The sequence below is a fragment of the Rhizobium sp. TRM95796 genome, assembly GCF_025779995.1.
Lineage (GTDB): Bacteria > Pseudomonadota > Alphaproteobacteria > Rhizobiales > Rhizobiaceae > Rhizobium_E.
Genome location: NZ_JAOXHE010000005.1, coordinates 196,451 through 221,059, shown reverse-complemented (window position 1 = coordinate 221,059; position 24,609 = coordinate 196,451). Strand labels below are relative to the sequence as shown.

Annotated in this window: 29 protein-coding genes; 11 read left to right on the top strand and 18 right to left on the bottom strand. The window is 63.2% G+C overall.

Going from position 1 to position 24,609, the window contains the following annotated elements:
- Nucleotides 1-21 precede the first annotated feature (21 nt).
- The 11 genes from ispH to coxB form a co-directional block, all read right to left on the bottom strand.
- On the bottom strand, nucleotides 22-1,014 hold the full coding sequence (gene ispH, locus OCK01_RS12460; RefSeq protein ID WP_263824181.1) for a 4-hydroxy-3-methylbut-2-enyl diphosphate reductase: 993 nt from the start codon (nucleotides 1,012-1,014) through the stop codon (nucleotides 22-24).
- Nucleotides 1,015-1,042: 28 nt separating this feature from the next.
- Nucleotides 1,043-1,441, bottom strand: coding sequence for a DUF1304 domain-containing protein (locus OCK01_RS12455; protein WP_263824180.1), 399 nt, complete (start codon nucleotides 1,439-1,441; stop codon nucleotides 1,043-1,045).
- Between the two features lie 78 nt (nucleotides 1,442-1,519).
- Nucleotides 1,520-2,251, bottom strand: a complete 732-nt coding sequence (locus OCK01_RS12450) for an SURF1 family protein (RefSeq protein ID WP_263824179.1) — start codon at nucleotides 2,249-2,251, stop codon at nucleotides 1,520-1,522.
- Nucleotides 2,244-2,627, bottom strand: a complete 384-nt coding sequence (locus OCK01_RS12445; RefSeq protein WP_263824178.1) for a DUF983 domain-containing protein — start codon at nucleotides 2,625-2,627, stop codon at nucleotides 2,244-2,246. The genes OCK01_RS12450 and OCK01_RS12445 overlap by 8 nt, the downstream gene beginning before the upstream one ends.
- Before the next feature lie 64 nt (nucleotides 2,628-2,691).
- The gene (locus OCK01_RS12440; protein WP_182827150.1) at nucleotides 2,692-2,973 is read right to left on the bottom strand and encodes a GNAT family N-acetyltransferase; all 282 of its coding nucleotides are present in this window, start codon (nucleotides 2,971-2,973) and stop codon (nucleotides 2,692-2,694) included.
- A gap of 83 nt (nucleotides 2,974-3,056) precedes the next feature.
- Entirely contained in the window at nucleotides 3,057-3,938 is an 882-nt protein-coding gene (locus OCK01_RS12435) for a cytochrome c oxidase subunit 3 (RefSeq protein WP_182827151.1), read from the bottom strand.
- Nucleotides 3,939-3,992: 54 nt separating this feature from the next.
- Nucleotides 3,993-4,610, bottom strand: coding sequence for a cytochrome c oxidase assembly protein (locus OCK01_RS12430; protein ID WP_263824177.1), 618 nt, complete (start codon nucleotides 4,608-4,610; stop codon nucleotides 3,993-3,995).
- 3 nt (nucleotides 4,611-4,613) lie between these two features.
- A complete protein-coding gene (locus OCK01_RS12425; protein WP_263824176.1) occupies nucleotides 4,614-4,754 on the bottom strand; it encodes a hypothetical protein in 141 nt (46 codons plus the stop codon).
- 2 nt (nucleotides 4,755-4,756) lie between these two features.
- Nucleotides 4,757-5,710 carry a heme o synthase gene (locus OCK01_RS12420; protein WP_263824175.1) on the bottom strand — a complete coding sequence of 318 codons (954 nt, stop codon included), beginning with the start codon at nucleotides 5,708-5,710 and terminating at the stop codon, nucleotides 4,757-4,759.
- Between the two features lie 64 nt (nucleotides 5,711-5,774).
- Complete coding sequence (gene ctaD / locus OCK01_RS12415) at nucleotides 5,775-7,457, bottom strand: cytochrome c oxidase subunit I (RefSeq protein ID WP_182827153.1); 1,683 nt, start codon at nucleotides 7,455-7,457, stop codon at nucleotides 5,775-5,777.
- 23 nt (nucleotides 7,458-7,480) lie between these two features.
- Nucleotides 7,481-8,365, bottom strand: a complete 885-nt coding sequence (gene coxB / locus OCK01_RS12410) for a cytochrome c oxidase subunit II (protein ID WP_182827154.1) — start codon at nucleotides 8,363-8,365, stop codon at nucleotides 7,481-7,483.
- Nucleotides 8,366-8,684: 319 nt separating this feature from the next.
- Here coxB and OCK01_RS12405 point away from each other — a divergent pair, with 319 nt between their 5' ends.
- From OCK01_RS12405 to tldD, 4 genes are all read left to right on the top strand, one after another.
- Nucleotides 8,685-9,245, top strand: coding sequence for an invasion associated locus B family protein (locus tag OCK01_RS12405; protein ID WP_263824174.1), 561 nt, complete (start codon nucleotides 8,685-8,687; stop codon nucleotides 9,243-9,245).
- Nucleotides 9,246-9,306: 61 nt separating this feature from the next.
- A complete protein-coding gene (locus OCK01_RS12400) occupies nucleotides 9,307-9,585 on the top strand; it encodes a hypothetical protein (RefSeq protein ID WP_182827156.1) in 279 nt (92 codons plus the stop codon).
- Entirely contained in the window at nucleotides 9,579-9,734 is a 156-nt protein-coding gene (locus OCK01_RS26565; RefSeq protein WP_412179007.1) for a type II toxin-antitoxin system RelE/ParE family toxin, read from the top strand. Before OCK01_RS12400 ends, OCK01_RS26565 begins: the two co-directional genes overlap by 7 nt.
- Nucleotides 9,735-9,975: 241 nt before the next feature.
- Complete coding sequence (tldD, locus tag OCK01_RS12395) at nucleotides 9,976-11,391, top strand: metalloprotease TldD (RefSeq protein ID WP_263824173.1); 1,416 nt, start codon at nucleotides 9,976-9,978, stop codon at nucleotides 11,389-11,391.
- Nucleotides 11,392-11,519: 128 nt separating this feature from the next.
- Here the strand turns inward: tldD and OCK01_RS12390 are convergent, their stop codons facing one another.
- Nucleotides 11,520-12,401 carry a LysR substrate-binding domain-containing protein gene (locus tag OCK01_RS12390; protein ID WP_263824172.1) on the bottom strand — a complete coding sequence of 294 codons (882 nt, stop codon included), beginning with the start codon at nucleotides 12,399-12,401 and terminating at the stop codon, nucleotides 11,520-11,522.
- A 146-nt stretch (nucleotides 12,402-12,547) separates the two neighbouring features.
- Between OCK01_RS12390 and OCK01_RS12385 the strand changes: the two genes are divergently transcribed.
- Nucleotides 12,548-13,681 (top strand): TauD/TfdA family dioxygenase, encoded by a 1,134-nt coding sequence (locus OCK01_RS12385; protein ID WP_263824171.1) that lies wholly within the window; start codon nucleotides 12,548-12,550, stop codon nucleotides 13,679-13,681.
- Here OCK01_RS12385 and OCK01_RS12380 read toward each other — a convergent pair whose 3' ends face one another.
- From OCK01_RS12380 to aroC, 5 genes are read right to left on the bottom strand one after another with little or no spacing between them, the layout of a single operon-like run.
- Entirely contained in the window at nucleotides 13,682-14,644 is a 963-nt protein-coding gene (locus OCK01_RS12380) for a hypothetical protein (protein WP_263824170.1), read from the bottom strand.
- Between the two features lie 23 nt (nucleotides 14,645-14,667).
- Nucleotides 14,668-15,747 carry a hypothetical protein gene (locus OCK01_RS12375; protein WP_263824169.1) on the bottom strand — a complete coding sequence of 360 codons (1,080 nt, stop codon included), beginning with the start codon at nucleotides 15,745-15,747 and terminating at the stop codon, nucleotides 14,668-14,670.
- A 3-nt stretch (nucleotides 15,748-15,750) separates the two neighbouring features.
- The gene (locus OCK01_RS12370) at nucleotides 15,751-16,839 is read right to left on the bottom strand and encodes a hypothetical protein (RefSeq protein ID WP_263824168.1); all 1,089 of its coding nucleotides are present in this window, start codon (nucleotides 16,837-16,839) and stop codon (nucleotides 15,751-15,753) included.
- Nucleotides 16,839-17,939 (bottom strand): 3,4-dihydroxy-2-butanone-4-phosphate synthase, encoded by a 1,101-nt coding sequence (gene ribB, locus OCK01_RS12365; protein ID WP_182827166.1) that lies wholly within the window; start codon nucleotides 17,937-17,939, stop codon nucleotides 16,839-16,841. The genes OCK01_RS12370 and ribB overlap by 1 nt, the downstream gene beginning before the upstream one ends.
- A 10-nt stretch (nucleotides 17,940-17,949) precedes the next feature.
- Nucleotides 17,950-19,047, bottom strand: coding sequence for a chorismate synthase (gene aroC, locus OCK01_RS12360; RefSeq protein ID WP_263824167.1), 1,098 nt, complete (start codon nucleotides 19,045-19,047; stop codon nucleotides 17,950-17,952).
- A gap of 264 nt (nucleotides 19,048-19,311) precedes the next feature.
- Here aroC and OCK01_RS12355 point away from each other — a divergent pair, with 264 nt between their 5' ends.
- Nucleotides 19,312-19,572 carry a DUF1344 domain-containing protein gene (locus OCK01_RS12355; protein ID WP_182829300.1) on the top strand — a complete coding sequence of 87 codons (261 nt, stop codon included), beginning with the start codon at nucleotides 19,312-19,314 and terminating at the stop codon, nucleotides 19,570-19,572.
- Nucleotides 19,573-19,655: 83 nt separating this feature from the next.
- Nucleotides 19,656-20,696, top strand: a complete 1,041-nt coding sequence (locus OCK01_RS12350) for a polysaccharide deacetylase family protein (RefSeq protein WP_412179011.1) — start codon at nucleotides 19,656-19,658, stop codon at nucleotides 20,694-20,696.
- A 3-nt stretch (nucleotides 20,697-20,699) separates the two neighbouring features.
- On the opposite strand, the gene pdxH is transcribed toward OCK01_RS12350, so the two are convergent.
- A complete protein-coding gene (gene pdxH / locus OCK01_RS12345; protein WP_182827168.1) occupies nucleotides 20,700-21,314 on the bottom strand; it encodes a pyridoxamine 5'-phosphate oxidase in 615 nt (204 codons plus the stop codon).
- A 117-nt stretch (nucleotides 21,315-21,431) separates the two neighbouring features.
- Between pdxH and OCK01_RS12340 the strand changes: the two genes are divergently transcribed.
- The 4 genes from OCK01_RS12340 to OCK01_RS12325 all read left to right on the top strand — a co-directional run bounded on the left by OCK01_RS12340 (nucleotide 21,432) and on the right by OCK01_RS12325 (nucleotide 24,604).
- Entirely contained in the window at nucleotides 21,432-21,821 is a 390-nt protein-coding gene (locus tag OCK01_RS12340; RefSeq protein WP_263824165.1) for an RT0821/Lpp0805 family surface protein, read from the top strand.
- A 53-nt stretch (nucleotides 21,822-21,874) separates the two neighbouring features.
- Nucleotides 21,875-23,005: a J domain-containing protein gene (locus OCK01_RS12335; protein ID WP_263824164.1), complete on the top strand. Its 1,131-nt coding sequence runs from the start codon at nucleotides 21,875-21,877 to the stop codon at nucleotides 23,003-23,005.
- A 176-nt stretch (nucleotides 23,006-23,181) separates the two neighbouring features.
- Nucleotides 23,182-24,000 carry an enoyl-ACP reductase FabI gene (gene fabI / locus OCK01_RS12330; RefSeq protein ID WP_263824163.1) on the top strand — a complete coding sequence of 273 codons (819 nt, stop codon included), beginning with the start codon at nucleotides 23,182-23,184 and terminating at the stop codon, nucleotides 23,998-24,000.
- Nucleotides 24,001-24,019: 19 nt separating this feature from the next.
- Nucleotides 24,020-24,604: a histidine phosphatase family protein gene (locus OCK01_RS12325; protein WP_263824162.1), complete on the top strand. Its 585-nt coding sequence runs from the start codon at nucleotides 24,020-24,022 to the stop codon at nucleotides 24,602-24,604.
- The last annotated feature ends 5 nt before the right edge of the window (nucleotides 24,605-24,609 follow it).

The following is a 24,609-nucleotide window of genomic DNA, read 5'->3' as shown; positions in this document are numbered from 1 at the left end:
GCCGGAGGGCTATAAGCACAGCTATCCGTTCACCCAAGCCATATCCTCATGCGTCAGTTCGATATGGCGGATCTCGCGGTTGACCGGGAAATGTTCGTTTTCCTCGGCCATTTCAGCGAGTTCCACCGTCGCGTCGTAACGCTCGCGGAAGGCTTCGATGATTTCGTTGACGATGACTTCGGGCGCCGAGGCGCCGGCGGAAAGGCCGACGGTGGTGAGCGGCCCATAGGCTGCCCAGTCGATTTCGCTGGCGCGCTGGACGAGCGCCGCGTGGCGGGCGCCGGATTTCAGCGCGACTTCCACCAGACGCTTGGAGTTGGACGAGTTGGGGGCGCCGACGATGAGGAACAGGTCGCAATCGGGGGCAGCCATCTTCACCGCGTCCTGGCGGTTGGTGGTGGCGTAGCAGATGGAATCGGCGGCCGGATCCTGCAGATTGGGGAAGCGCTCCTTGAGCTTGGCGATGACGCCTTCGGTGTCGTCGACCGACAGCGTGGTCTGGGTGACATAGCCGAGATTGTCGGGATCGGCGGGCTGGTATTTTTCCGCGTCCTCGACCGTGTCGACCAGCGACACGGCGCCTTCGGGCAATTGGCCCATTGTGCCGATGACTTCCGGATGGCCCTCATGGCCGATCAGGATGACATGGCGGCCGAGGCGGCGATGGCGCAGCGCCTGCTTGTGAACCTTCGACACCAGCGGACAGGTGGCGTCGAGATAGAACAGATTGCGCGCCCTCGCATCCGCCGGCACCGATTTCGGCACGCCATGGGCGGAAAACACCACCGGCTGGGCGCGATGCTCCTCGGGGATCTCGTCGAGTTCCTCGACGAAGATCGCGCCCTTGGCCTCGAGCCCCTCCACGACATAGCGATTGTGGACGATCTCGTGGCGGACATAGACGGGCTTGCCATAGGCTTTCAGCGCCAGCACGACGATCTGGATCGCGCGGTCGACGCCGGCGCAGAAGCCGCGCGGAGCGCAGAGGCGGATGGTGAGCGGCGTCTTGGTCATGTCGGGGCGTGCCTTAGAAATCTGTCGTTCAGCCGGAGACCGGCGCAACCGCCATATAGGGATTGGCGAAGGCCAAGGTAATAGCCAGCGCGACAAGAGCGGGCAAGCCTTGAATGATCAGGATGCGGCGGGAGACCGACCAGGCGCCGTATAGGGCCGCGACGATGACGCAGCCGAGGAAGAAGGCTTTCAACTGAAAAGCTATGACCGGATCGGGGTGAACGAGCGACCAAAAGAGGCCGGCGGCAAGGAAGCCGTTATAGAGCCCCTGATTGGCCGCCAGAACTTTGGTCAGCTCGGCTTTTTCCGGCGTATTGCGGAAGGCCTTGAGGCCCGGCGGCTTGGTCCAGAGGAACATTTCGAGGATCAGGATCCAGACATGCAGCAGCGCCACGAGCAAGACGAGGATGGTGGAGAGGTGGTGCATGCGGGGCCTTTCGTAAATGGATTCGGGTGGAACAGTGGTAAGCTGGGTCGCTTCGCTGTCCAGGTCGTGCGCCGCCCCTCATTTTGTCCCGCCCCGCCGCTTGCGCCAGCTCAGCGCCCCGATGACCAACAATACCGCAGCCAGTCCGTACCAGGTCAGCGCATAGCTCAGATGGTTGTTGGGAAGGTCCACCTGGGTGACGCCGCCTTTGGGCCAGCCGCCGGGATTGGGGCTCGCGTCGGCGTCGATGAAATAAGGTTCGAGCTTATCAGCCGCGACGCCGGCGGAGGCCGCCATGGCGTGGATGTCCTTCCAGAAATAGATGCGCTTGGCGGGCTCGTTTTCCGGCGTCACCCAGGAGGGCTTGGCCGATAGCGGAGCGCGGTAGAGGCCTGTGATGGTCACCTCGCCAGAAACCTGCCCCTCGGCGCGCTTGGCCGGATCTATCAGCGCTTCAGGCACGAAGCCGCGATTGATGAACACGACATGGCCATCGGGCCGGATCAGCGGCGTATAGACGTGATAGCCGACATCGCCATCGAGGGTCGCGAAGAAATATTGCTCATGGGCGTGATCGAAGCGCCCCGTCGCGGTCACGCGGCGATATTCGCCTTCGACATCCGGGTTCGGCAGAGCCCGGATCGTCTCGACCGGGACAGGCGCGGCGTTGCGGTTTTTCTCGATCTCGGCGAGCAGCGCCTGTTTCCATTGCAATCGCTCGACCTGCCAGGCGCCGAGGGCCAGCAGGGCTGCGAATGCGACGAGGAAGGCGGCGATCCAGCCGATCGGCGGGGAACGGCGCTCAGCCATGATCGATCTCGCCGGGGCGCGCCTTGTTCTTGTATTGCAGCGCAATCAGCAGGCTCTTCATCACCCGGAGCAGCCATAGGCTGAGGCCGATGGCCAGCGGAATCCACAAGAGGAGATGCAGCCAGATCGGCGGATTGTAGTTGACCTCCATCCATAGCGCGAGGCCGACCACGAGGAAGCCGATGATCAAGATAACGAAGACGGCGGGTCCGTCGCCGGAGTCGGCGAAGGAGTAATCCAGCCCGCAGGCCGTGCAGGCGGGTCGCACCTTGATCAGCCCGTCATAAAGCTTTCCCTGCCCGCAGCGCGGGCAGGCGCAGGAAATCCCCGCCTTGACGGGATCGATGGGCGCGAACAGGGCTTTGTCTTCGGTCATGTTTTGGTCTCCCCTCGCCTTGTCCTATGATAGCCGCGCGCCATCAGGAAGGCGGCAAATCGCATCATCGGCTGATGATGTCGGCCCAGTCCGGATGCCGCTCCACTTGCGCCTTGAAGAAGGGGCAGAGCGGTATGATCTTCCAGCCGCCGGCGCGCGCCGCCTCGACCGCGAATTCGGCCAGTTTCGCGCCGACGCCCTGGCCGCGATAGATGTCGGGCACGCCGGTGTGATCGATGATGATCAGGCGCGGCGAAGCGCGGGAGAAGCTCATCTCTGCTTCGGCGCCGGCCTCGCCGGTCACGTAGCGGCCGCCCTTCGGTCCGTCTTCGGTTCTGATATCCATGTCGAAATCCTCCAATGAAAAAGGCGTCCGGCATGTCCGGACGCCTCGATGGTCAGATGCAAGCGGCGCTCGCCCCTGATGTCTCAGCCATGCACCGGAGCGCCCCAGCCGCCCCAGATGTAGATCGAGAAGAACAGGAACAGCCAGACGACGTCGACGAAGTGCCAGTACCAGGCGGCGGCCTCGAAGCCGAAATGCTGCTGCGGCGTGAAGTGGCCCGCAGCGGCTCGGAACAGGCAGACCAGCAGGAAGATGGTGCCGACGAAGACGTGGAAGCCGTGGAAGCCGGTGGCCATGAAGAAGGTCGCGCCGTAGATCGACTCCGAAAAGGCGAACGGCGCATGCATATATTCATAGACCTGAACGAAGGAGAACAGAACGCCGAGCAGCACGGTGAGCACGAGGCCCTGGATGACGCCTTTTCGGTCATTGTGCAGCAGCGCGTGATGCGCCCAGGTGACTGTCGTGCCCGAGAGCAGCAGAATCACGGTGTTGTAGAGCGGGAGGTGCCAGGGATCGAGCACTTCCATGCCCTTGGGCGGCCACTGACCGCCGGTGAAGCCGACGCGGCTGGCCTGGATGGCTTCGGCGGGGAAGAGGCTGGCGTCGAAATAGGCCCAGAACCAGGCGACGAAGAACATCACTTCCGAAGCGATGAACATGATCATGCCATAGCGCAGGTGGATGGCGACCACGCGCGTGTGATGTCCCTGATGCGCTTCCTTGATCGTATCGGCCCACCAGGCGAACATCGAATAGAGCGTCAGGATCAAGCCCACCACGAAAGGCCAGTAGGCCGCCTTGGCGAAATCGACGCCGAACAGGTTGAACGGCGCATCATGCACCCAACGGAACAGGCAGACCGCGCCGAACATCATGACGAATGCGGCAAACGAGCTCAAGATCGGCCAGGGGCTAGGATCTATGATGTGATAGTCGTGGTTCTTCTGATGCGCGGTGGCCATGTCTCTTCCCCTCTTCCAGTCCCTCTGACGACTGCCTGCAACGGCAGTGGTCGATTACAATTTCGCGGGCGCCGTGTCCTTTACGGGCGTCATCTCGGCGACAGGCTTCGGCTTGTCGCTGGGATAGAAGGTGTAGGACAGCGTCAGCACCTTCAGGTCCTTGGTCTCCTGCGTCGTGACGATCTCCGGATCGACGAAGAACACCACGGGCATATCCCGCGTTTCGCCCGGCTTCAGCGTGATGTCCGTGAAGCAGAAGCATTCGAGCTTGTTGAAATAAGCGCCGGCCACCATGGGCGTGACGTTGAACACGGCCTTGCCGGTTTCCGTTTCGCTGTTGGTGTTGGTGACGCGGTAGTTGATCTGCACCGTTTCGCCGATTTTCGGCGTCACGGCCTTGTCGACGGGCACGAAATTCCAACCCAGCGTCTGGGCGGAATTGGCGTCGAATTCGACCCGGATGCTCTGGTCCAGGATGCGGTCGGACGCTTGTTCGACGCGCTGAGTCGTGCCGTTATAGCCGGTCACCCGGCAGAACATGTCGTAAAGGGGCACCGCGGCATAGGCCATGCCGACCATCGCCGTCACGAAAGCGCCGCAGGCGATCACCACCGTACGATTGCGCCTGGCTGCAGCTTTTGCCTCCGACCGAACCACGCTCTCCTCCTGCATGGTTCAGCCTCCCGCGCCGGGCGTCATCTTGATGATGGTGATGGCGTAGAAGATCACCACCAGTGCGGCGAGAGACACACCGAGCGCGATGTTGCGGTTTCGGCGCGATCGCCTCTGCAGTTCCGTCAGTTCAACTCTGTCCATTCTCATACCTCCCCGGTAAGACCTGAGATCAGCGACATCGCGAAATGATCGAGCATGAGACACGAGAAGATCGCGAAGAGATAGAGGATCGAATAAGCGAACAGCTTCTTGGCCGGCCGCATGGCGTCGTCGCCATCCGGCATGCGCCGACAGAGGACGCCATACCAGACGAGGCCCGCGCCCAGCAGGCCCGCTGCCACGCCGTAAACGGGCGTGGCGAGACCGGTGAGCGCCGGCCCGACGCCGACAGCGGCGGTGAGCACGGCGTAAATCAGGATCTGGTCCTTGGTGACTCTCTCGCCGGCGACATTCGGCAGCATCGGCACGCCGACCGCGCCGTAGTCGCGCATCTTGAACAAGGCGAGCGCCCAGAAATGCGCCGGCGTCCAGAGAAAGATGATCATGAACAGGATGACGCTGTCGAACGACACGTCGCCGGTCACGCAGGCCCAGCCGATCATCGGCGGGAAAGCGCCGGCGGCGCCGCCGATGACGATGTTCTGCGGCGTCCAGCGCTTGAGCCACATCGTGTAGATGACGGCGTAAAAGAAGATGGTGAAAGCGAGCAGGCCGGCGGCGAGCGTATTGACCGCCAGGCCGAGCACGGCGATGGAAAAGCCCGACAGCGTCACGCCGAAGGCGAAGGCTTCGCGCGGCAGGATGCGGCCGGCGGGAATGGGGCGGGTGGCGGTGCGGCTCATCACCGCGTCGATATCGGCGTCGTACCACATGTTGAGCGCGCCGGACGCGCCGGCGCCGACGGCGATGCAGAGAATGGCGATCAGCCCGATGATGGGGTTGATGTGTCCGGGCGCCGCAACCATGCCCGCGACCGCGGTGAAGATGACGAGCGACATCACACGCGGCTTCAGAAGCGCGAAGTAATCCCGGAACGTCGCCTCGGAGATGACGAGCGGTTCGCTACCAACCAGATTGTCGCCGTCGACAAGCGCCATTGTAATTCTCTATTCCTGACTTCGGGAGGCGGCCGCGCCTTCGAGGCGCGGCCAGCCTTTGGCGTTACTTGATGCGGGGAAGCTGTTCCCACTGGTGGTAGGGCGGCGGAGAAGACAGCTGCCATTCCAGCGTTTCCGCGCCTTCACCCCAGGGATTGTTCCCCGCCAGGCGCTTCTTCGCAAAGGCTTCGAAGATGCCGTAGAAGAAGATCACCAGGCTGACGGCCGAGACATAGGAGCCGATCGACGAGATGCGGTTCCAGTCGGCATAGGCGTCCGGATAGTCGATGTAGCGACGCGGCATGCCGGCGAGGCCGAGGAAGTGCTGCGGGAAGAACACCAGGTTGACGCCGATGAACATGACCCAGAAATGCAGCTTGCCGATGAAGTCGCTGTACATATAGCCGAACATCTTCGGGAACCAGTAATACCAGGCCGCGAAGATGGCGAAGACCGCGCCGAGCGACAGCACGTAGTGGAAGTGGGCCACCACATAATAAGTGTCGTGGATCACGCGGTCGAGACCGGCGTTCGCCAGCTGCACGCCCGTGACGCCGCCGACGGTGAACAGGAAGATGAAGCCGATCGCCCAGACCATCGGGGTCTTGAACTCGATCGAGCCGCCCCACATCGTGGCGATCCAGGAGAAGATCTTCACGCCGGTGGGCACCGCGATCACCATGGTGGCGAACACGAAATAGCGCTGCGCATTGAGCGACAGGCCGACCGTGTACATGTGGTGCGCCCAGACGATGAAGCCGACCGCGCCGATGGCCGCCATGGCGTAGGCCATGCCGAGGTAGCCGAAGACCGGCTTCTTGGAGAAGGTCGAGACGATATGGCTGACGATGCCGAAGCCCGGCAGGATCAGGATGTAGACTTCCGGGTGACCGAAGAACCAGAACAGGTGCTGGAACAGGATCGGATCGCCGCCGCCTTCAGGCGCGAAGAAGGTCGTGCCGAAATTGCGGTCGGTGAGCAGCATGGTGATGCCGCCGGCGAGAACCGGGAGCGACAGCAACAGCAGGAAGGCGGTGATCAGCACGGACCATGCGAACAGCGGCATCTTGTGGATGGTCATGCCGGGGGCGCGCATGTTGAGGATCGTGGTGATGAAGTTGATCGCGCCGAGGATCGAGGACGCGCCGGCGACGTGCAGCGCGAAAATGGCGAGATCGACCGCCGGACCCGGCGTGCCGCTGGTGGAGAATGGCGGGTAAAGTGTCCAGCCGCCGCCGACGCCATGGCCGCCGGGCGAGCCTTCGGCAAACAGCGACAGGAGAAGCAGCAGGAAGGCCGGCGGCACGAGCCAGAACGAGATGTTGTTCATGCGCGGGAAGGCCATGTCCGGCGCGCCGATCATGATCGGCACCATCCAGTTGGCGAAGCCGCCGATCAGCGCCGGCATGACCATGAAGAAGATCATGATCAGCGCATGCGCGGTGGTGAAGGCGTTGTACATCTGCTTGCCGGCGTCGAGCGCCGCGCCGTCGTCCACGCCATAGACCATCTGGGCCAGACCGTGGAAGATCTGGATGCCGGGCTCCTGAAGCTCGATGCGCATGGCGAGCGACAGCAGGAACCCGATCACGCCCGCAAAGATCGCGAAGATCAGATAGAGCGTGCCGATGTCCTTGTGATTGGTGGAGAAGAACCAGCGCGACACGAAGCCGGGCGTGTGGTGATGTTCTTCATGGGCGGCGTCATGATGAGCCGCATGTGCGTCGTGTGAGCTATGTCCAGCCATTGCTATAACTTTCCTCTGCGCGCTCAGTTTGCGGCGTTCTGCGCGACGTCGACGGACTTGTCGGCCTCGACGGCGGCCATCAGCGCCTTGTTGGCGCCGGGAAGGTCGGTCGCGGCGGCGGCGAGCCAGGCCTTGTATTTGTCTTCGGAAACGACGCGGATGGCGATCGGCATGAAGGCGTGGTCCTTGCCGCAAAGCTCGGAGCACTGGCCGTAGAAGATGCCTTCCTTCTCCGCCTTGAACCAGGTTTCGTTCATGCGGCCCGGAACGGCGTCGACCTTGACGCCGAAGGACTGCATGGCGAAGGAATGGATCACGTCGGTGGGATCAGCCGTCACGATGACGCGAACCGTTTTGTTGAGCGGCACGACCATTTCATTGTCGACGGCGAGCAGACGCGGATAGGCGTTCTTGTCGCTCTTGCCGAGCGCGTCGCGATCGGCGTCTTCGAGCATCAGCGAATCGAACGACACCGGGGTTTCGCCGGCATATTCGTAGGACCACTTCCACTGGGTGGCGATGGCCTTGACGGTGAGATCCGGATTTTCCGGCTGCGTCAGCTGGTTCGTCAGAAGCTGGAACGAGGGGATGGCGAAGAACAGAAGAATGATGACGGGCGCCACCGTCCAGACCACTTCGATCAGCGTGTTGTGGCTGGTCCGCGACGGGACCGGGTTCTTGCTGGCGCGGAAACGCACCATCACCACGAGCAACAGGCCGAGCACGAGAAGCGTGATCGGAATAATGAACCACAATGTATAGTGGTTGAACCAGCGCACCTGTTCCATGATCGGCGTAGCCGCCGCCTGCAGATCCATCTGCCAATCGACCGGCTTGTCTGCAAAGGCTGAGGACGCTGTCCCAAGACAGAAAAGCGTCGCCAACGCCCCAAGAGCTTTGTTGTTCACGGATACCTCTCCCCAAGCGTTTGATCGAGATCAAACAATACCGCAGAATCCCTGCTATGTTTGAATTTAAAACCATATATCGCGACTTGTCGCAACCTCGGGCTCGCGCGGATCATGCGTCATTTTTGCGCAACATCAAATCCGCCGTGAAAAAACCGAATTCCGCAGAGAAAAATTCGTTTTTTTAACCACAGCAAGGGCTTGCCGCGCTTTAGCCGGGTCGACCGAGAGGATCGAGGCTCACCGTTTACGGGGCCGGTTCTTTCCTCTAGAGACATCGGAAGGTGAACGTTTGGCTTGATTCGACACCGAGGTTTTCATGGATTTCCGCGTTATTTCGCGTCTTGCCGCCGCGACGGTTTTTGTTTCCGGCCTCGCCGCCGGATCGGCGGCGCTCGCCCAGACCGCCACCCCGCCGAGTGCGGCCCAGCCGCAGCAGAGCGGCCAGCAGCCCGGGGTGGTCAAGGCCAATCACGGCGCCTGGTCGACGGTCTGCGACAAGCCGGCCGGCGCCAATGAAGAACAATGCGCGCTGATGCAGAACGTGATCGCCGACGATCGGCCGGAAGTCGGCCTGTCGGTGGTGATCCTGAAGACCGCCGACCGCAAGGCGAAAATTCTGCGCGTGCTCGCGCCGCTCGGCGTGCTGCTCCCCAACGGCCTCGGCCTCAATATCGACGGCAAGGATATCGGCCGCGCCTATTTCGTCCGCTGCTTCACCGACGGCTGTTATGCCGAAGTGGTGCTGGAGGATAATCTCCTGAAGGCCTTCCGCGCCGGCAAGACCGCCACATTCATCGTCTTCCAGTCTCCCGAAGAAGGCATCGGCATCCCGGTCGACCTCGCCGGCTTCGGCGAAGGGTATGACGCGCTGCCGTGAGGCCTTGACGCGGTATAGCCGACGCCTCCCTTCAATGGCATAATCCCTGCTGGAGGCTTTGATGAACGACATGACCGTGACATCGCCTGGAGACCTCAAGGAGCGGCTGAAGCTGCGGGCGGACGCCCATGGTTTTTCGAGGCCAGAGAATTATGTTGTCGATCTTCTCGCGCGCGATCTCAAGTTCACCGATGCCGAGAGCCGATTGCGCGCACTGGACGCCGCCATCGCAGAAGGGCGCGCCGATGTGGCCGCCGGTCGGACCATGGACATGGACGACGTGTTTGACGCTCTAGAAGCAAAGCTTGCCGGCATGGGCGCACGGCGAAGGTTGTGCTGACGCTCAAAGCTGCGTCCGACCTTCGAGCGATCAACGACTATATTTCCCTGACGGATCCAAACGCCGCGCTTTCCGTCATTCGCCGCCTCAGAGCGTCGATGCGCTCGCTGGGCGACATGCCCGAGGTTTTCAGTCCTTCCTGGCTATGAGGAGACTGGCCTGCGCAGGCGCGTCGAAGGCAACCACCTCATCATCTATGAGATCTTCCTGGGCCGCGTATACATCGTTCACGTCGTCCATGGCGCAACCGATCTCGAGACATTGCTGCGTGGAAAGGGCCCAGAGCGGCCCAGTGGCGCATGAACAGGCGTTGAAACCGCCCCTGCCCTTGCCCCGGACCCCGCGCATGCCTAGTTTACACTCCTGATTCAAATCGTAGAAAAGCTCCCTATGACCCACAGCCTCCTTTCCAAATTCGATCTGTCCGAAGCCGGCGCGCAGGCGCTTGTGTCCGAGACGCTGGCCCAAGCCGACGATGGCGAACTCTTTCTCGAATATGGCGAGGCCGAGAGCCTGAGTTTCGACAATGGCCGACTCAAGGGCGGAAGCTTCAACACCGACCAGGGGTTTGGCCTGCGCGCCGTGGCGGGCGAGGCTGTGGGCTATGCGCATTCCGGCGAGATGACCGAAAGCGCGTTGAAGCGGGCGGCCGACGCCGTCTCAGCCGTCACCCGCGGCTATTCCGGAACGATGGCGGCGGCGCCTATGCGCTCCAATTCCCGTCGTTATGGCGAGGAAAACCCGATCGGCGCGCCGTCCTTCGAGGAGAAAGTCGCGCTGCTCGGCGAGATCGACGCCTATCTGCGCGCCAAGGATCCCAAGGTGCGCCAGGTGACGGCCTCGGTGTCCGCCGGCTGGAAGATCGTCGAGATCCTGCGCGGCGACGGCGAGACATTCCGCGATGTCAGGCCGATGACCCGTCTCAATATCTCCGTCGTCACAGGCGACGGCGACCGGCAGGAAACAGGCTCCTATGGCATCGGCGGCCGGCGCGGCTTCGGCGATTTCATCTCGACCGAAAACTGGCGCTTCGGCGCCGATGAGGCGCTGCGGCAGGCGCTGGTCAATCTCGAGGCGCGCGATGCGCCGGCGGGATCGATGGATGTCGTGCTCGGAAACGGCTGGCCGGGCGTGATGCTGCATGAGGCCGTGGGCCATGGCCTGGAAGGCGATTTCAACCGCAAGAAGACGTCCGCCTTCGCCGGCCTGATGGGCGAAATGGTCGCCGCTCCCGGCGTCACTGTCGTCGATGACGGCACGATCGACCAGGCGCGCGGCTCTATCAATATCGACGACGAAGGCACGCCGGCCGCCTATAACGTGTTGATCGAAAACGGCAAACTGGTCGGCTACATGCAGGATCGCCAGAACGCCCGGCTGATGGGCATGAAGGCCACGGGCAACGGACGCCGCGAATCCTATGCGCATACGCCGATGCCGCGCATGACCAACACCTATATGCTCTCGGGCGACAAGACCAAGGACGAGATCATCGCCTCAGTCAAGCGCGGCCTCTACGCCGTCTCCTTCGGCGGCGGCCAGGTCGACATCACCTCCGGCAAATTCGTGTTCGGCTGCACCGAAGCCTATATGATCGAGGACGGCAAGATCGCCTATCCGGTCAAGGGCGCCATGCTGATCGGCAACGGCCCTGAAGCAATGAAGCGCATCACCATGATCGGCAATGATTCCAGCCTCGACACCGGCATCGGCAATTGCGGCAAGGGCGGCCAGTGGGTCCCCGTCGGCGTCGGCCAGCCGCATCTGAGGATGAATGACGTGACGGTGGGCGGGACGAAGGCGTAATTGCGTAAGCGGCAGTAAAGCAAGGACTAGCCGAGTGTATGGCCACCCCCCTCTGCCCTGCCGGGCATCTCCCCCTCAAGGGGGGAGATGCCCGGCACGGGACGGAGGACGGCAACCCTTGCCCTCCCCTACCCCGCCAGCAACCACCGCGCCAGAAGCTGGGCGGCGTCGCGCGCAGCGATGCGGGGCGACGAGACGAGGTAGAACGCATCGCGCGGAATGAGCGCGTGAGGGGCGGCCTCGATGAGGCGGCCGTCGCGAACCAATTGGCCGGTGATGGATTCCCAGCCGAGCATGACCCCCTGCCCGTCGAGCGCCGCCTGCGTCGCCTGGACATAATTGGTGAACTGGCGGCGGCCGATGGCGGCGTTTTCGGGCAAACCCGCGCGCTTCAAGAAAGTCGACCAGCCGATCCAGCTCGTATCCTCGACATTGACATGGATGAGGGGCGCACGCTCCAACTGCAGAGGCTCTGACCGGCGGGCGAGAAAATCGGGGCTGCAGACCGGCACGACCCGTTCGTCAAACAGTTTCGCCACCTCGCCATCGGTCCAGAGACCCGCGCCGTAGCGGATGGCGAGATCGAGCGTCGGCGTCAGACGCGGCGCGCCCTGAGCCGTGGTCATGACATTGACGGTGACATGCGGATGATCGGCTGAAAAACGCGCGAGCCGCGGCATCAGCCAATAGGTGGCCACCCCGACCGAGCAGGCGATGGTGACCGAATCGGCGGCGGCCTGCAGGCCGCGAATTTGCTCGACGGCGTCGGCGATGCGGCCGAGGCCGTCGACGACGGCCGCCTCCAGAATTTCGCCGGCGGCGGTGCGGGCGGCCGGCCGCGTGCGGCGGTCGAGAAGTCGGGCGCCGACATGCTCCTCCAATTGCCGCAGCGCCTGGCTGATCGCCGGCTGGGTGACGTTGAGTTCCTGGGCGGCGGCGCGCACGCCGCCGGTGCGCAGCACCGCCTCGAACACGCTGAGAAGACGCAGAGGGGGAAGATATTTCGCCAAGAATATAACCTAAAGCTTATCTTATGATTAGAGCTTCCACGCTTCCAGAAAACGCGCTTGCTTGCTAAAAATCAAGCCGTAAGCCGCTCCCAAGGCTCGAAAAAACACCCTACACAAGTTAATTCCAGAGGATAGGATAATACCAGATGGACGCTCATCTCAGCCATAGCGTGAGCCTGACCGCGACCGGCGTCAACGTGCCGATGCTCGATGGCACGGTGGCCTATTTCAACAATTACTGGCTGCGCGACAACTGCCCGACCTCGTTCGACAGCCAGACGCGCGAACGCACCTTCGATATTTTCCACGAAGCCGACGCGCCCACGCCCGCCAAGGCGACCATCCAGGACGAAGCGCTGGTGATCGAATGGGCCGGCTCCGGCCATGTGACGCGGCATGCGCTGTCATTCCTGGCGCTCTACGCCAAGGGCGAGAAGCGCCGCGACCCGGCCGACCTGCCGCGCCGCGCCTGGTATTCCGACCATTACCCGACCATCGCCCGCTTCTCGCAGCCGGCCTTGAAGGCCGACAAGGGCCTCGTCGCCCAATGGATCGAGGCGATGCTGGTGGAAGGCGTCGCGATCGTCACCGACATGCCCGACAGCAATGAAGGTCTCGACGATCTCGTCAAGCTGATGGGTCATGTGCGGCCGACCTTCTTCGGCGAATATTTCGACGTGCGCACCCATATCAAGCCGACCAACCTCGCCTACACCGCCAAGGCGCTGGAAATGCATACCGACACGCCGGCCGAAGACGAGGCGCCGGGCGTGCAGTTCCTGCATTGCCGCGCCAATTCCGTCTCCGGCGGCCAGAACCTGTTTCTCGACGGCGTGGCTGTGGCCAACGACCTGAAGAAGGAGTTCCCCGAGGACTTCGCGCTGCTTGCGGGCACCGACATTCCCTATTATTGCGAGCATGACCACTACGACATGCGCTCGCGCCAGCGGGTGATCGAGCTCGACCAGCACGGCGAAGTCTCGGGCGTCACCATCAGCCAGCATATGGCCGACATCTTCGACCTGCCGCAGGAGTTCCTGGACACATATTACCCGGCCTTCTGCCGCTTCGGCCGCATGCTGCAGTCGGACAAATATCTGATGCGCTTCCGGCTGGAAGCCACCGAATGCATCGTGTTCGACAATCACCGCATCGTGCATGGCCGCTCGGCCTATTCGGCCACCGAAGGCGACCGTTATCTGCGCGGCTGCTACGCCGATCGCGGCGAAATGCGCTCGACCTATCGCGCGCTGGTGTCGGAAGGCCGCTTCAAGGCCTGATCAGCCCCTCGTTTCACCGAATGCCGCCGCCTCGAAATTCCAGGCGGCGGCGCGGTTGCGAATGCGCCGGAACGCTGGCGACAGATCCGCGAGCGCCCGGTCCCATTCGGGATCGGGCGTTTGACTGTCCGCCAGCCGGAAGAAGATCGGGGTCAGCGCGGCGAGCGCGAAGGGATCGAAAAAGGCGCTCTTGATCGCCCAGGCGAACAAGGCGGCGCCGAGCAGTGACCAGGCCGACACGCTGTCGGGAAAGGACGAAAACAGTCCGCCCATCGGCGGCGTCAGGATCAGGAGCACGAGCAGCGAGGCTGCCCAGACCACCGCGCTCGCCGCCAGCCCATTGACGATGAGGCGTCGGGAATTCTGACCGTAGAGAACGAGCCCCTGTCGCGCCGCCTGCCAGGGGTTGGCGGCGCGCAGATGAATGATATAGGCATGGACGAGATCGACTATCGGGGCCATGGCGAGCGCCATCAGCCAGGTCAGCATGGCGGCGAGCCCATCCATGCCCCGCATGGTGACGAACAGCCGCGCGCCGCCGATGGAGCCGGGAATGGCGCCGGCGGCCTCGCGGATCTGCGGATCCAATTCCGACAACAGCACGGGGCCGGTAAAACGGTCCGAGACGAGCGCCTGCGCCTCGGCGACCTGCTCCTCGCCTTCCGACAGCAGGGGATCGCGCAGGCTCTCGCCGAAAGCGGCGACATGCGGCATCCCGACGGCGAGCCGCACGCGCCAACGAATGCGGCTGAGACCGAAAGCTGCCCCCCACAGCCCCATCAAGCCGCCCCAAGCGCCCAATATGCCGCTCTGCCCCGCCACGGCTTCCAGCAGCCATGCGCCTACGACCAGGCCGAACAGACTGGCGACGGAGACGGCCAGACCAGCGGCCAGGCGCAAGAGGAGAAAGGGCCAGGCGCGCTTGTAGATCAGCCAGGCGCGCTCGATGGAAAGTTCCAGCATCGGCGCCCCTCCCCCGATCCCGCTTACAGACCGAGACGGCGCATGATTGCGCGCAGTCGCGCCGCGAGGCCGGTTCTCCCCCAGCGAAAAGGCTGGCGCCCGAGCTTTCGTTTCGACATTTCGACCAGAGCGACGATCTCCGGATGATTTTCGAACCGGGCGATGTCGTAACTCACCGCCTCGACATCCTCGCCGGCGAAGAGCGGCCGTCGCGATGTCGGCGGCGCGATCCGGCCGTCGAGCGCCGTCCGCGCCTGTTCATCCAAAGCCGAGAACCACGGCGCGGACCGCTCGAAGCGCAAGAAGCTGCGACTGTCGGCGCCGAGGCGCGCCACCGTTTCAGCGATCTTCGCCATATCCGTCGCATCATGCGAGCGCAGGAATCGTCGCCAATAGAGGATGTCGCGGGGTCCTGAATCGGCTCCGCCCGCCTTGGAGAGGATGCGCAGATAGTCATAGATCTCCGGGGCAAGCCGTTCGTTGCGCGTCGCCGGCGCCGCCGGTCGGAGACCCTCGATATCGAGAATTTCGGCGCAGAACGCCGTGAAGATGTCGATCTTTTCTCTCCGGATTTGCTCGAAATCGAGCACGGTCAGCTTAAGGCGCGGCTCGGCCAGGATGGGACCGAGCTCCACCAGGCAGTTGAAGGCCATGGACGTTTCGGGAGACGCGACCTGCCGCTCGGCATAGGCCGACAACGACCGCGTGGCGCCGCCCTTGACCGTTTCCGCCCAGAGGGACGGCATCAACGACAACGGGTCGCGCAAAACATAGGCGATGCGGATATCGTTCTGTCCGAACAGCGCCCCGAGCGCCAGAAAATCCGCCGGGCTCCAGCGAAAGAAACTTTCGGTCGAGACGAGAATATTCGCGTCGCGCGCGGCGGCGCGGCGGCCCGCCTTGCGAATCGCCTCCACCATCGGTCCGCGACCGGAGCGGATATCCCCGACGCTGGAGCCGATTTCGTGATGGGCGTTGCGAACCTTCAGCGACAGGACGGGATAGAGCCAACCCTTCCGCCAGAGCAGCTTGCGGCTGCGGTAGAAATTGGCCTGCAGATAGGTCGAAGCCGTCTTTCTCGGACCGACATGGATGACCAGCATGGCTCAGCCTCGCAGGCGCTTGACGAGGCGGCGCCAGCCTATCAACCCGCCCCGGGCGGCGTTGGCGAGCACGACCCGCGGCCCTGACGGGCGAAACACATGGCTCATGCGATCCAGAAGCGCGGCGACGCCGGGATCGGCCAGCAATTTATCCTCCCGGTAGAAATCGCAGACCTGCACTCCGTCGAGAAACAACCGATCGCCGGCGGGCTGGGGGATCAACCGGTGGCGATGCTCGGCCAGCAATCGTTTTTCAACCCGCCTGAATACGAGATGCCGGCGCGGCACCTTTGTGCTCATACGCGCTTTGGGAACGGCGCTCACCGTGGCGATGATGTCGCGCCGCACGTCTTCGTTGAGGAAATGCTGGAACATCCGGCCGATATTGACGCTGGAGAAGGCCCGCCAGTCGCCGGCGCGGATCAGCATCAGCCGCATGAATTCGGCGAGTTCCAACGGCAGTCGATCATTGCTCGTCGCGCCCTCCTCGACATGCGGCAGGGCCGGAAGCCCGAGGATCTCCGTTACGAAGACATCGAAGATATCGAGGTCGCGGCGGCGGATTTCATCATAGGCGAGCAGGGTCAGACGGGAGTCCGGGATTTTGACGAGCCTCGCGACCTCGACCAACGGATTGAGAAGACGCGATTTCATCGGCGCCTTGAAATGCTGCTTCCGAAAGGCGGGGAAGGACAGTTTCTGGCCTGTCTTGATCTGTTGCGCCCAGAAGGAATAGAGAAGCGACGCCGGATCGCGCAGGCAGTAGACGATCCGCATCTCCTGTCCCACGACGTCGCGAAGCCGGATGATCTGCTCCGGTTTCCAATTGCGAAATCCTTCCGACGACAGAAGCAGGTTCAAGCCCTGCGCTTTGGCCTTCTCGGCGATGCGGCGGATCTCCGCGACCTTGGCGGAGCCGTCGTCGAGGATGTCGGCCGCGTTGTCGGAGAGGTCGTGATGGGCGACGCGAACGCGTTCGCCCGTCTGCGGATAGAGCCAGCCCGCGGCTTCGAGCGCGCGGGCGTTGGCGTGGAAATTGTGCTGCAGCCAGGTCGTCGCGGTCTTGTGCGGACCGACATGCAGCACGAACATCAGGTGAGCTCCGTGCGCGCGATCTTGATGCCGAAGCCTTCCAGGCCGACATAGTGACGCTCGCGCGAGGCCATCAACTGGATCGAACTGATGCCGAGATCCTTGAGGATCTGCGCGCCGAGGCCGATTTCCAGCCATTCGCTGTCGCGCGCCTGGGCCTGTTCATGGCCTTCGCGGCCATGGCCCAGCTTGCGATTGTGCTCGGCGGCGCCGACGCCCACGGAACCTTCGCGCAGATAGACGATCACGCCGCGGCGGGCGCTGGCGATCTTTTCCATGAACTTGCGCACAGGCCGGGCGGCGCTGAACACGTCGCCGGCGACATTTTCGGTGTGCAGGCGGACCAGCACGTCCTCGCCGTCGCGGATATCGCCGAAAACAACGGCGAGATGCTGCATCGGATCCCAGGGAAGCGTGAAAGTATGGGCCTTCGCCGGACCGAATTCGGTGTCGACGTCGAAGCTCGCGACGCGCTCGACCAATGTTTCCTTGCGCTGGCGATAGGCGATGAGATCGGCGACAGAGACCTGCTTGAGGCCGTGCTGCTCGGCGAAGGAGGCGACCTGCGGGCCGCGCATCACCGTGCCGTCGTCATTGACGAGTTCGCAGATCACGCCGATCGGCGGCAGGCTGGCGAGCTTGCAGAGGTCGACGGCCGCTTCCGTGTGGCCCGAGCGCATGAGAACGCCGCCCTCGCGCGCCACCAGCGGAAAGATGTGGCCCGGACGGACGAAATCGAAAGCCGAGGCGTTGGGATTGGCGAGATTGCGCACGGTCAGCGTACGGTCCTCGGCCGAAATGCCGGTGGTCGTGCCATGCTTGAAATCGACGGTCACGGTGAAAGCCGTCGTGTGGGCGCTGTCGTTCTCCGCCACCATGGCGTTGAGGTTCAGGCGCTTGGCTTCCTCGCGCGGCATCGGCGTGCAGACGATGCCCGACGTATGACGCACGATGAAGGCCATCTTTTCCGGCGTGCAGTGGACGGCGGCGACGATCAGGTCGCCTTCGTTCTCGCGATCGTCGTCATCGGTCACGACGACGATCTCACCTTTTTCAAACGCCCGGATGGCGTCGACGACGCGCTTCTGGTCATAGGCCATTGGATACTCCCTATTTCAAACGGCCCGTCTGGCCCCTGTCCCGCAGATAATGATCGGCAATCGCGCAAGCCAGCATCGCCTCGCCGACAGGCACCGCCCTGATTCCGACGCAAGGGTCATGACGGCCCTTGGTGCGGACATTGACCTCGCGGCCCTCGGCGTCGATCGAAGCGCGCTCGGTGAGGATCGACGAGGTCGGCTTGACCGCGAAACGCGCCACGATCGGTTCGCCGGTGGAAATGCCGCCCAGCACGCCGCCGGCATTGTTGGACAGGAAGACCGGCTTGCCGTCGGCGCCGATGCGCATTTCGTCGGCGTTTTCCTCGCCGGTGATTTCGGCCGCGCCGAAGCCGTTGCCGATTTCCACACCCTTGACGGCGTTGATCGACATCAGCAGCGAGGCGATGTCCTGGTCGAGCTTGCCGTAGATCGGCGCGCCGATGCCGGCCGGCACGTTTTCGGCGACCACTTCGATGACGGCCCCGATCGAGGAGCCCTTCTTGCGGATATCGGACAGATAGTCCTCCCAGACCGGGACCATGGCCGGATCGGGACAGAAGAAGGGATTGCGGTCGACCTCGGCCCAATCCCAATTGGCGCGATCGATCTTGTGGACGCCGATCTGCACCAACGCGCCGCGCACGATCACGCCCGGGACGACCTTGCGGGCCAGACCGCCGGCGGCGACGCGGGCGGCGGTTTCGCGGGCCGAAGAGCGGCCGCCGCCGCGATAATCGCGAATGCCGTATTTGACGTCATAGGCGTAATCGGCGTGGCCCGGACGATATTGCCGGGCGATCTCGCCGTAGTCCTTGGAGCGCTGGTCGGTATTCTCGATCATCAGCGAAATCGGCGTGCCCGTCGTCACATAGGTTTCGCCGTCGGCCTCGGGCATGACGCCGGAGAGCACCTTGACCAGATCCTCTTCGCGACGCTGGGTGACGAAACTCGACTGACCGGGTTTGCGCTTGTCCATCCAATGCTGGATCTCGGCGAGCGTGAAGCGAATGCCGGGAGGGCAGCCGTCTACGACGCAACCGAGCGCCGGACCATGGCTTTCTCCCCAGGTGGTGACGCGAAACAGGTGGCCGAAAGTGTTGTGCGACATGAACTGATTTCTTCCGAACGAGGCGGCTTTGTCCGCCACAGCGGCGCCGTCGGCACACATAGAGCGTCATTTCAGAAATTTGAAGCTTTTTCGACGGCCAAAAACGGCAAATCGGCAGATGCGCCCAGAAGCGCCTGCTTGCATCCGCCCCTCCGCATGCTAACGCTTTCCCCTAGAAATATTCAGATCAAGGAAAATTTTCGCCACATTTCCGGGAGACATAAAATGTATCTGTTGATGAAGACCATATTCGTGGGGACGAACATGCGCATTCTGATCGCCATGTTGATGGGAGCGGCCTTCTTTTTGTTTCCGCAGGCGAGTTCCGCCGAAAGCGCCGATGTCGAAGCCGTGATCGACAGCGTCGATGAAAACGACCTCACGCTGAAGCTCGGCGATGGAAAGACCTATATCGCGCCGGAAGAATTCAACTTCGACGGTCTCAAGAAGGGCGTGAAGGTCGTGGTCTTCTATACCGAAACCGACGGCAAGCGCGTCATCAACGATCTGCAGATCGTCGAGTGAGACTTTCAATCTTCAATTAACGGCCGTGCGATAAAACCAAGAGCAATCGCTCATTTTTAAATGGAATTTTCATGACGGACGGAATCGTACAAAGGTTCAGGCCCGTCGCCCGACAGGCCGCCATCACTGCGGGGCTCGAGCTCGCGGCCATTATGTCGCGCTTCGGCGTCGGCAAGGATGCGGCGGGCGACGGCCTGATTTTCACGCTGCATCATGTGCGGCCGGCCACCGCCACCGCGTTCCAGCCCAACCGCATCCTCGATGTGACCCCCGGATTTCTCGATGCGGTTCTCGTGGCGCTTCGCGAGTTGGACTATGACTTCATTTCGCTCGAGGAGGCAGCCGACCGGTTGAGGGCGCCGCCCACAGGAAAGCGCTTCGCCTGCTTCACGCTCGACGACGGCTTCCGCGACAACGCCGTTCACGCCAAGCCGGTCTTTGCGGCGCATGGCGCGCCTTATACGATCTTCATCGCCAAAGGCCTGAGCGAAGGCAGCCATAGCGCGTGGTGGGAAACGCTGGCGGCGCTGCTGCAGTCCGTCGACCGCATCGAGTTCGATTTCGGTCGCGGCAACGAAAGCTTGCCGACCGCCACCACGGCGCAGAAGATGGTTGCCTTCGAGAGGCTGTCCCAATTCGTCAACCGCATCGACGAGGCTCAGGCGGTGGCGGCGATCGATGCGCTGGCGGCGCGCCATGGCGTCGATCCGCTTGTCGTCTGCCGGGATCTCGTCATGACGCCGGCGGAATTGCGGGTCCTCGCCGAAGACCCGCTCGCTCATTATGGCGCGCATACCATCAGCCACCGCGGGCTGGCGCGGCTGGACGACGCGGAGGCCGAAGCGGAAGTGGCGGACTCGGCCGCCTATGTCGCCGAAATCACCGGCCGCGCCTGCCGCACCTTCGCCTATCCCTATGGCGACGCCCGGTCCGTGTCGACGCGCGAGCGTGAACGACTGAAGCGGCGCGGGCTGATCGGCGTCACCACCCGTCCAGGCATGCTGCGGGCGGGCGGGGTGGCCGACATGCAGGCGCTGCCGCGCGTGTCGCTGAACGGGCTTTACCAAAAGGCGCGCTATGTGCGCGCCCTGGCGTCGGGTCTGCCGTTCAAGCTGATGGGCTGAATGTCACGGATATTTCCGCACCTTCTCCCAGCCGGCCTCCGCCCGCTTGAACTCCACCCGGTCATGCAAGCGGAAGGGGCGGTCGTGCCAGAATTCGATCGACACCGGCTTCAGCCGGAAGCCCGACCAGTAATCGGGGCGCGGGATGGAGCCGATGCCGAACTTGGCGGTGTATTCGGCGACCGCCTTTTCAAGCGCGAAGCGGCCTTCGAGCGGGCGCGACTGCTTGGACGCCCAGGCGCCGATTCGCGAACCCCGCGGACGGCTGTCGAAATAGGCGTCCGCCTCGGCTGCGGAGACCGGTTCGATCGGGCCGCGAATGCGGATCTGCCGGCGCAGCGACTTCCAGTGAAACACCATGGCCGCCTTCTTCTGGCCCAGAAGCTCCCTACCCTTGGCGCTCTCATAATTGGTGTAGAACACGAAGCCGTCGGCGTCGAAGCCCTTCAGGAGAACCATGCGCACATTCGGCAGACCATCCTCGTCGACGGTGGCCAGCGCCAAGGCGTTGGGATCGTTGATTTCGGCGGCTTCGGCGTCCTTCAACCATGCGCCAAAGAGAGAAAAGGGCTCATTTTCTTCGGTGAAGTCACCGCTTCTTAACTCATTGTCGCTCATAGTTCGCCAAATGCCTTATCATAAGTTTGAGTAATCGGGCCGTAGCTGTTGCGACACATATCAAAGCGAACCGGCGCCCAAAAGGGTCATTTTGCCGCCGTCCTCCGGGCGGCAGCGGTGATTCTGGCGCCTGTCTGCCTGTCGGGCTGCTTCGGCGGCGGCATGATGCCGGGCCTCGACAGCGCCGATCGTTCTCTCACCACCAGTTCCGTGACGTCCGCCTCTCCAGCGCCGACGGAAAAGGAATCGGACGAAATCACCGTCCGCAACGCCGTGAGTTCGGTCGACATGTCCAAAATGGGAACGGCGTCCATACCCTGGGCGAATGCGAGCACCGGCAGCGCCGGCGTCATCAGTTCGATCACGGAAGAAGCGGAAGGCGATTACGCCTGCCGGACATTCACGACGACGCGCCATTCCTATCGCGGCATCTCCAATTTCTCCGGCAAGGCCTGCCTGGTCGGCGAGGGAGAATGGCGCCTGGTGAGTTTCAAAGAAGCCGGCTGACCGCCCGTCGAAAGGAGCGGCGAAGGCGGCGGCGTTAGTCAGGGTGGAAAGTCATGCGTGATCCCTATTCGGTTCTCGGCGTCAGCCGCAACGCCGACCAAAACGAAATCAAGGCCGCCTGGCGCGCCGCCGCCAAGGCGTTGCATCCCGACCAGAATCCGGACGATCCCACCGCCGCGAGCCGCTTCAGCGAAGTCGGACGCGCCTATGACATCCTGCGCGACCCGGACAAGCGCCGCCGCTTCGACCAGGCCCGCGCCCGCTCCTCCGGCCAGAGCACGGCGGCAAAGGAAAAGACCTTCATGGAACAGCGCGCCGAGCGCGCCCGGATGGAGGCCGAAGCCCGCGCCGCCCGCGCCCGCGCGGCGGCGGCCGCTGCGGCGCTGGACGCCGAACTGGCGGAAAAGGGCGCCGACAAACATGAAAGCGCCGAAGATGTGCTCGCCAAGATGTTCGGCGGCAAGAAGGCGCCCGAACAGGCCGCCGCCGCTGCCGACAGAAAGGCTGAGCCGCGCGCCGAGCCGAAGACGGAGCCGCGGGCCGACCAACGCGCGGCGACCCGGGCGCAGCCTTACGCGGAGCCCGAGCCCGACGGCGGCGAACCGAAAGTGTCGCCGGCGCTCGATCTCATCTCCTACGTGTTCAAGCGGTTGATCCGGCCGGCGGCGGCGCCCGAGCGCGCGCCGGACCTGGTGCTGGACGCCGCCGTCAGCGTCGAGGACCTGCTAAAGCGCCTCAACCCGACCGTGACGCTGCCCGACGGCAAGATGATCAGCATCCCCCTGCCCGAGGACGCCCGCGACGGCAGCGTGGTCCGGGTGGAAGGCTATGGCCATCGCCTGCCGGGCATGAAACGCGGCGACGTGGTCGCCACGCTGCGCATCAAGCCGCATAAATGGTTCCGCTGGGACGGCGGCGATCTGTTGACCTATGTCGACATCGACATCGAAAACGCCGTTCTCGGCTGCGAGGCGACGGTGACGACGCCGGACGGCGACACGAAAGTGACGATCCCGCCCTGGTCAGGCTCGCAATACAAGGCGCGCATCGCCGGCAAGGGCCTGCCCAAAAACAAGACGGAGCGCGGCGACCTGATCGCCGAAGTGCGGGTGCTGCTGTGGGACCATCCGGACCAGAAAGTCATCGATCTCATGCGTTCGATGAAGAACGGCCTGTATCTGTGACGTTTTTGTGAAAGAATTCAGCGTTCGCAACGCGAAGCTCGCACGTGGCGGCATGTCTAAGCCGGGAAATAGCCAATTCTTACATTTGCAAACAATTGATGAACCGGGCGGCGCTTGAACCGCCTGCCTCCCTGTGCCATAGGCCTTCGACATTCGTCTTATGTGGAGAGGTCTTCATGGTACAATCTGCCGGACTGATGGCGGGCAAGCGCGGCGTCATCATGGGCGTCGCCAACAACCGTTCGATCGCCTGGGGCATCGCCAAGGCCATCCATGCGCAGGGCGGCGAAATCGCGCTCACCTATCAGGGCGAAGCGCTGAAGAAGCGCGTCGAGCCGCTCGCCGCCGAAATCGGCGCGATCGTGGCCGGCGACTGCGACGTCTCCGACGAAGCCAGCATCGACGCCGCCTTCGCCGAAATCGAGAAGATCTGGGGCAAGATCGACTTCCTGGTGCACGCCATCGGCTTTTCCGACAAGGACGAACTGACCGGCCGCTATGTCGACACGTCGCCCGACAATTTCGACAAGACCATGCGCATCTCGGTTTACTCCTTCACCTCCGTCGCCCGTCGCGCCGAAAAGCTGATGACCGACGGCGGCGCCATGGTGACGCTGACCTATTACGGCGCCGAAAAGGTGATGCCGAACTACAACGTCATGGGCGTCGCCAAGGCCGCGCTCGAAGCGTCGGTGAAATATCTCGCCGTCGATCTCGGGCCGAAGAACATCCGCGTCAACGCGATCTCGGCCGGCCCGATCAAGACGCTCGCCGCCTCGGGCATCGGCGATTTCCGCTATATCCTCAAGTGGAACGAGTATAACGCGCCTCTGCGCCGCACCGTGACCATTGAGGAAGTCGGCGATGTCGGCCTTTACCTGCTGTCGGACCTGTCGCGCTCGGTGACCGGTGAAACCCACCACGCCGATTCCGGCTATCACGTCGTCGGCATGAAGGCGGTGGACGCGCCCGACATCAGCGTCGTCAAGGACTGATCCTTTTTCGGGAGCGCCTGTGAGCCTCTACATCATCCGCCACGGCCAGACGGCCTGGAACGCCGAGTGGAGGCTTCAGGGCCAGAAGGATATTCCGCTCAACGATCTCGGTCGCCGGCAGGCGGCCGAAAACGGGGTGGCGCTCGCCCGCCTGGAGGCCGATCTGACCGGCTTTCACTTCGTCTCCAGCCCGCTCGGCCGGGCGCGCGAAACGATGGAAATCCTCCGCCGCTCCGCCGGCGTCGACCCAACAGCCTACGAGATCGAGGACCGCCTCAAGGAAATCTGCTTCGGCGATTGGGAAGGCCGCACATCGGCTGAGATTTCCGTCGACACGCCCGACAGGGTGAAGGCCCGCAAGCGGCAGAAATGGGATTTCATCCCGCCGGGCGACAATGCCGAAAGCTATGAGATCCTCTCCTGGCGGGTCGGCTCCTGGTACCGCGCCATCACCCGCCCCACCGTCGCCGTCTGCCATGGCGGCGTGATCCGCTGCCTGTTCAAGCTGTCCGGCACACTGGACAAAGACGCCGCCGCCAAGATGGAGGTCCCGCAGGACAAGATCCTGCGCCGCGCGGATGACGGCACGCTGGAGTGGGTTTGATCAGC

Bases quoted from the DNA above. Each gene is read 5' to 3' on its own strand.
- ispH (WP_263824181.1), bottom strand. From the start codon at position 1,014: ATGACCAAGACGCCGCTCACCATCCGCCTCTGCGCTCCGCGCGGCTTC.
- OCK01_RS12455 (WP_263824180.1), bottom strand. From the start codon at position 1,441: ATGCACCACCTCTCCACCATCCTCGTCTTGCTCGTGGCGCTGCTGCAT.
- OCK01_RS12450 (WP_263824179.1), bottom strand. From the start codon at position 2,251: ATGGCTGAGCGCCGTTCCCCGCCGATCGGCTGGATCGCCGCCTTCCTC.
- OCK01_RS12445 (WP_263824178.1), bottom strand. From the start codon at position 2,627: ATGACCGAAGACAAAGCCCTGTTCGCGCCCATCGATCCCGTCAAGGCG.
- OCK01_RS12440 (WP_182827150.1), bottom strand. From the start codon at position 2,973: ATGGATATCAGAACCGAAGACGGACCGAAGGGCGGCCGCTACGTGACC.
- OCK01_RS12435 (WP_182827151.1), bottom strand. From the start codon at position 3,938: ATGGCCACCGCGCATCAGAAGAACCACGACTATCACATCATAGATCCT.
- OCK01_RS12430 (WP_263824177.1), bottom strand. From the start codon at position 4,610: ATGCAGGAGGAGAGCGTGGTTCGGTCGGAGGCAAAAGCTGCAGCCAGG.
- OCK01_RS12425 (WP_263824176.1), bottom strand. From the start codon at position 4,754: ATGGACAGAGTTGAACTGACGGAACTGCAGAGGCGATCGCGCCGAAAC.
- OCK01_RS12420 (WP_263824175.1), bottom strand. From the start codon at position 5,710: ATGGCGCTTGTCGACGGCGACAATCTGGTTGGTAGCGAACCGCTCGTC.
- ctaD (WP_182827153.1), bottom strand. From the start codon at position 7,457: ATGGCTGGACATAGCTCACACGACGCACATGCGGCTCATCATGACGCC.
- OCK01_RS12405 (WP_263824174.1), top strand. From the start codon at position 8,685: ATGGATTTCCGCGTTATTTCGCGTCTTGCCGCCGCGACGGTTTTTGTT.
- OCK01_RS12400 (WP_182827156.1), top strand. From the start codon at position 9,307: ATGAACGACATGACCGTGACATCGCCTGGAGACCTCAAGGAGCGGCTG.
- tldD (WP_263824173.1), top strand. From the start codon at position 9,976: ATGACCCACAGCCTCCTTTCCAAATTCGATCTGTCCGAAGCCGGCGCG.
- OCK01_RS12385 (WP_263824171.1), top strand. From the start codon at position 12,548: ATGGACGCTCATCTCAGCCATAGCGTGAGCCTGACCGCGACCGGCGTC.
- OCK01_RS12380 (WP_263824170.1), bottom strand. From the start codon at position 14,644: ATGCTGGAACTTTCCATCGAGCGCGCCTGGCTGATCTACAAGCGCGCC.
- OCK01_RS12375 (WP_263824169.1), bottom strand. From the start codon at position 15,747: ATGCTGGTCATCCATGTCGGTCCGAGAAAGACGGCTTCGACCTATCTG.
- OCK01_RS12370 (WP_263824168.1), bottom strand. From the start codon at position 16,839: ATGTTCGTGCTGCATGTCGGTCCGCACAAGACCGCGACGACCTGGCTG.
- ribB (WP_182827166.1), bottom strand. From the start codon at position 17,939: ATGGCCTATGACCAGAAGCGCGTCGTCGACGCCATCCGGGCGTTTGAA.
- aroC (WP_263824167.1), bottom strand. From the start codon at position 19,047: ATGTCGCACAACACTTTCGGCCACCTGTTTCGCGTCACCACCTGGGGA.
- OCK01_RS12355 (WP_182829300.1), top strand. From the start codon at position 19,312: ATGCGCATTCTGATCGCCATGTTGATGGGAGCGGCCTTCTTTTTGTTT.
- pdxH (WP_182827168.1), bottom strand. From the start codon at position 21,314: ATGAGCGACAATGAGTTAAGAAGCGGTGACTTCACCGAAGAAAATGAG.
- OCK01_RS12335 (WP_263824164.1), top strand. From the start codon at position 21,875: ATGCGTGATCCCTATTCGGTTCTCGGCGTCAGCCGCAACGCCGACCAA.
- fabI (WP_263824163.1), top strand. From the start codon at position 23,182: ATGGTACAATCTGCCGGACTGATGGCGGGCAAGCGCGGCGTCATCATG.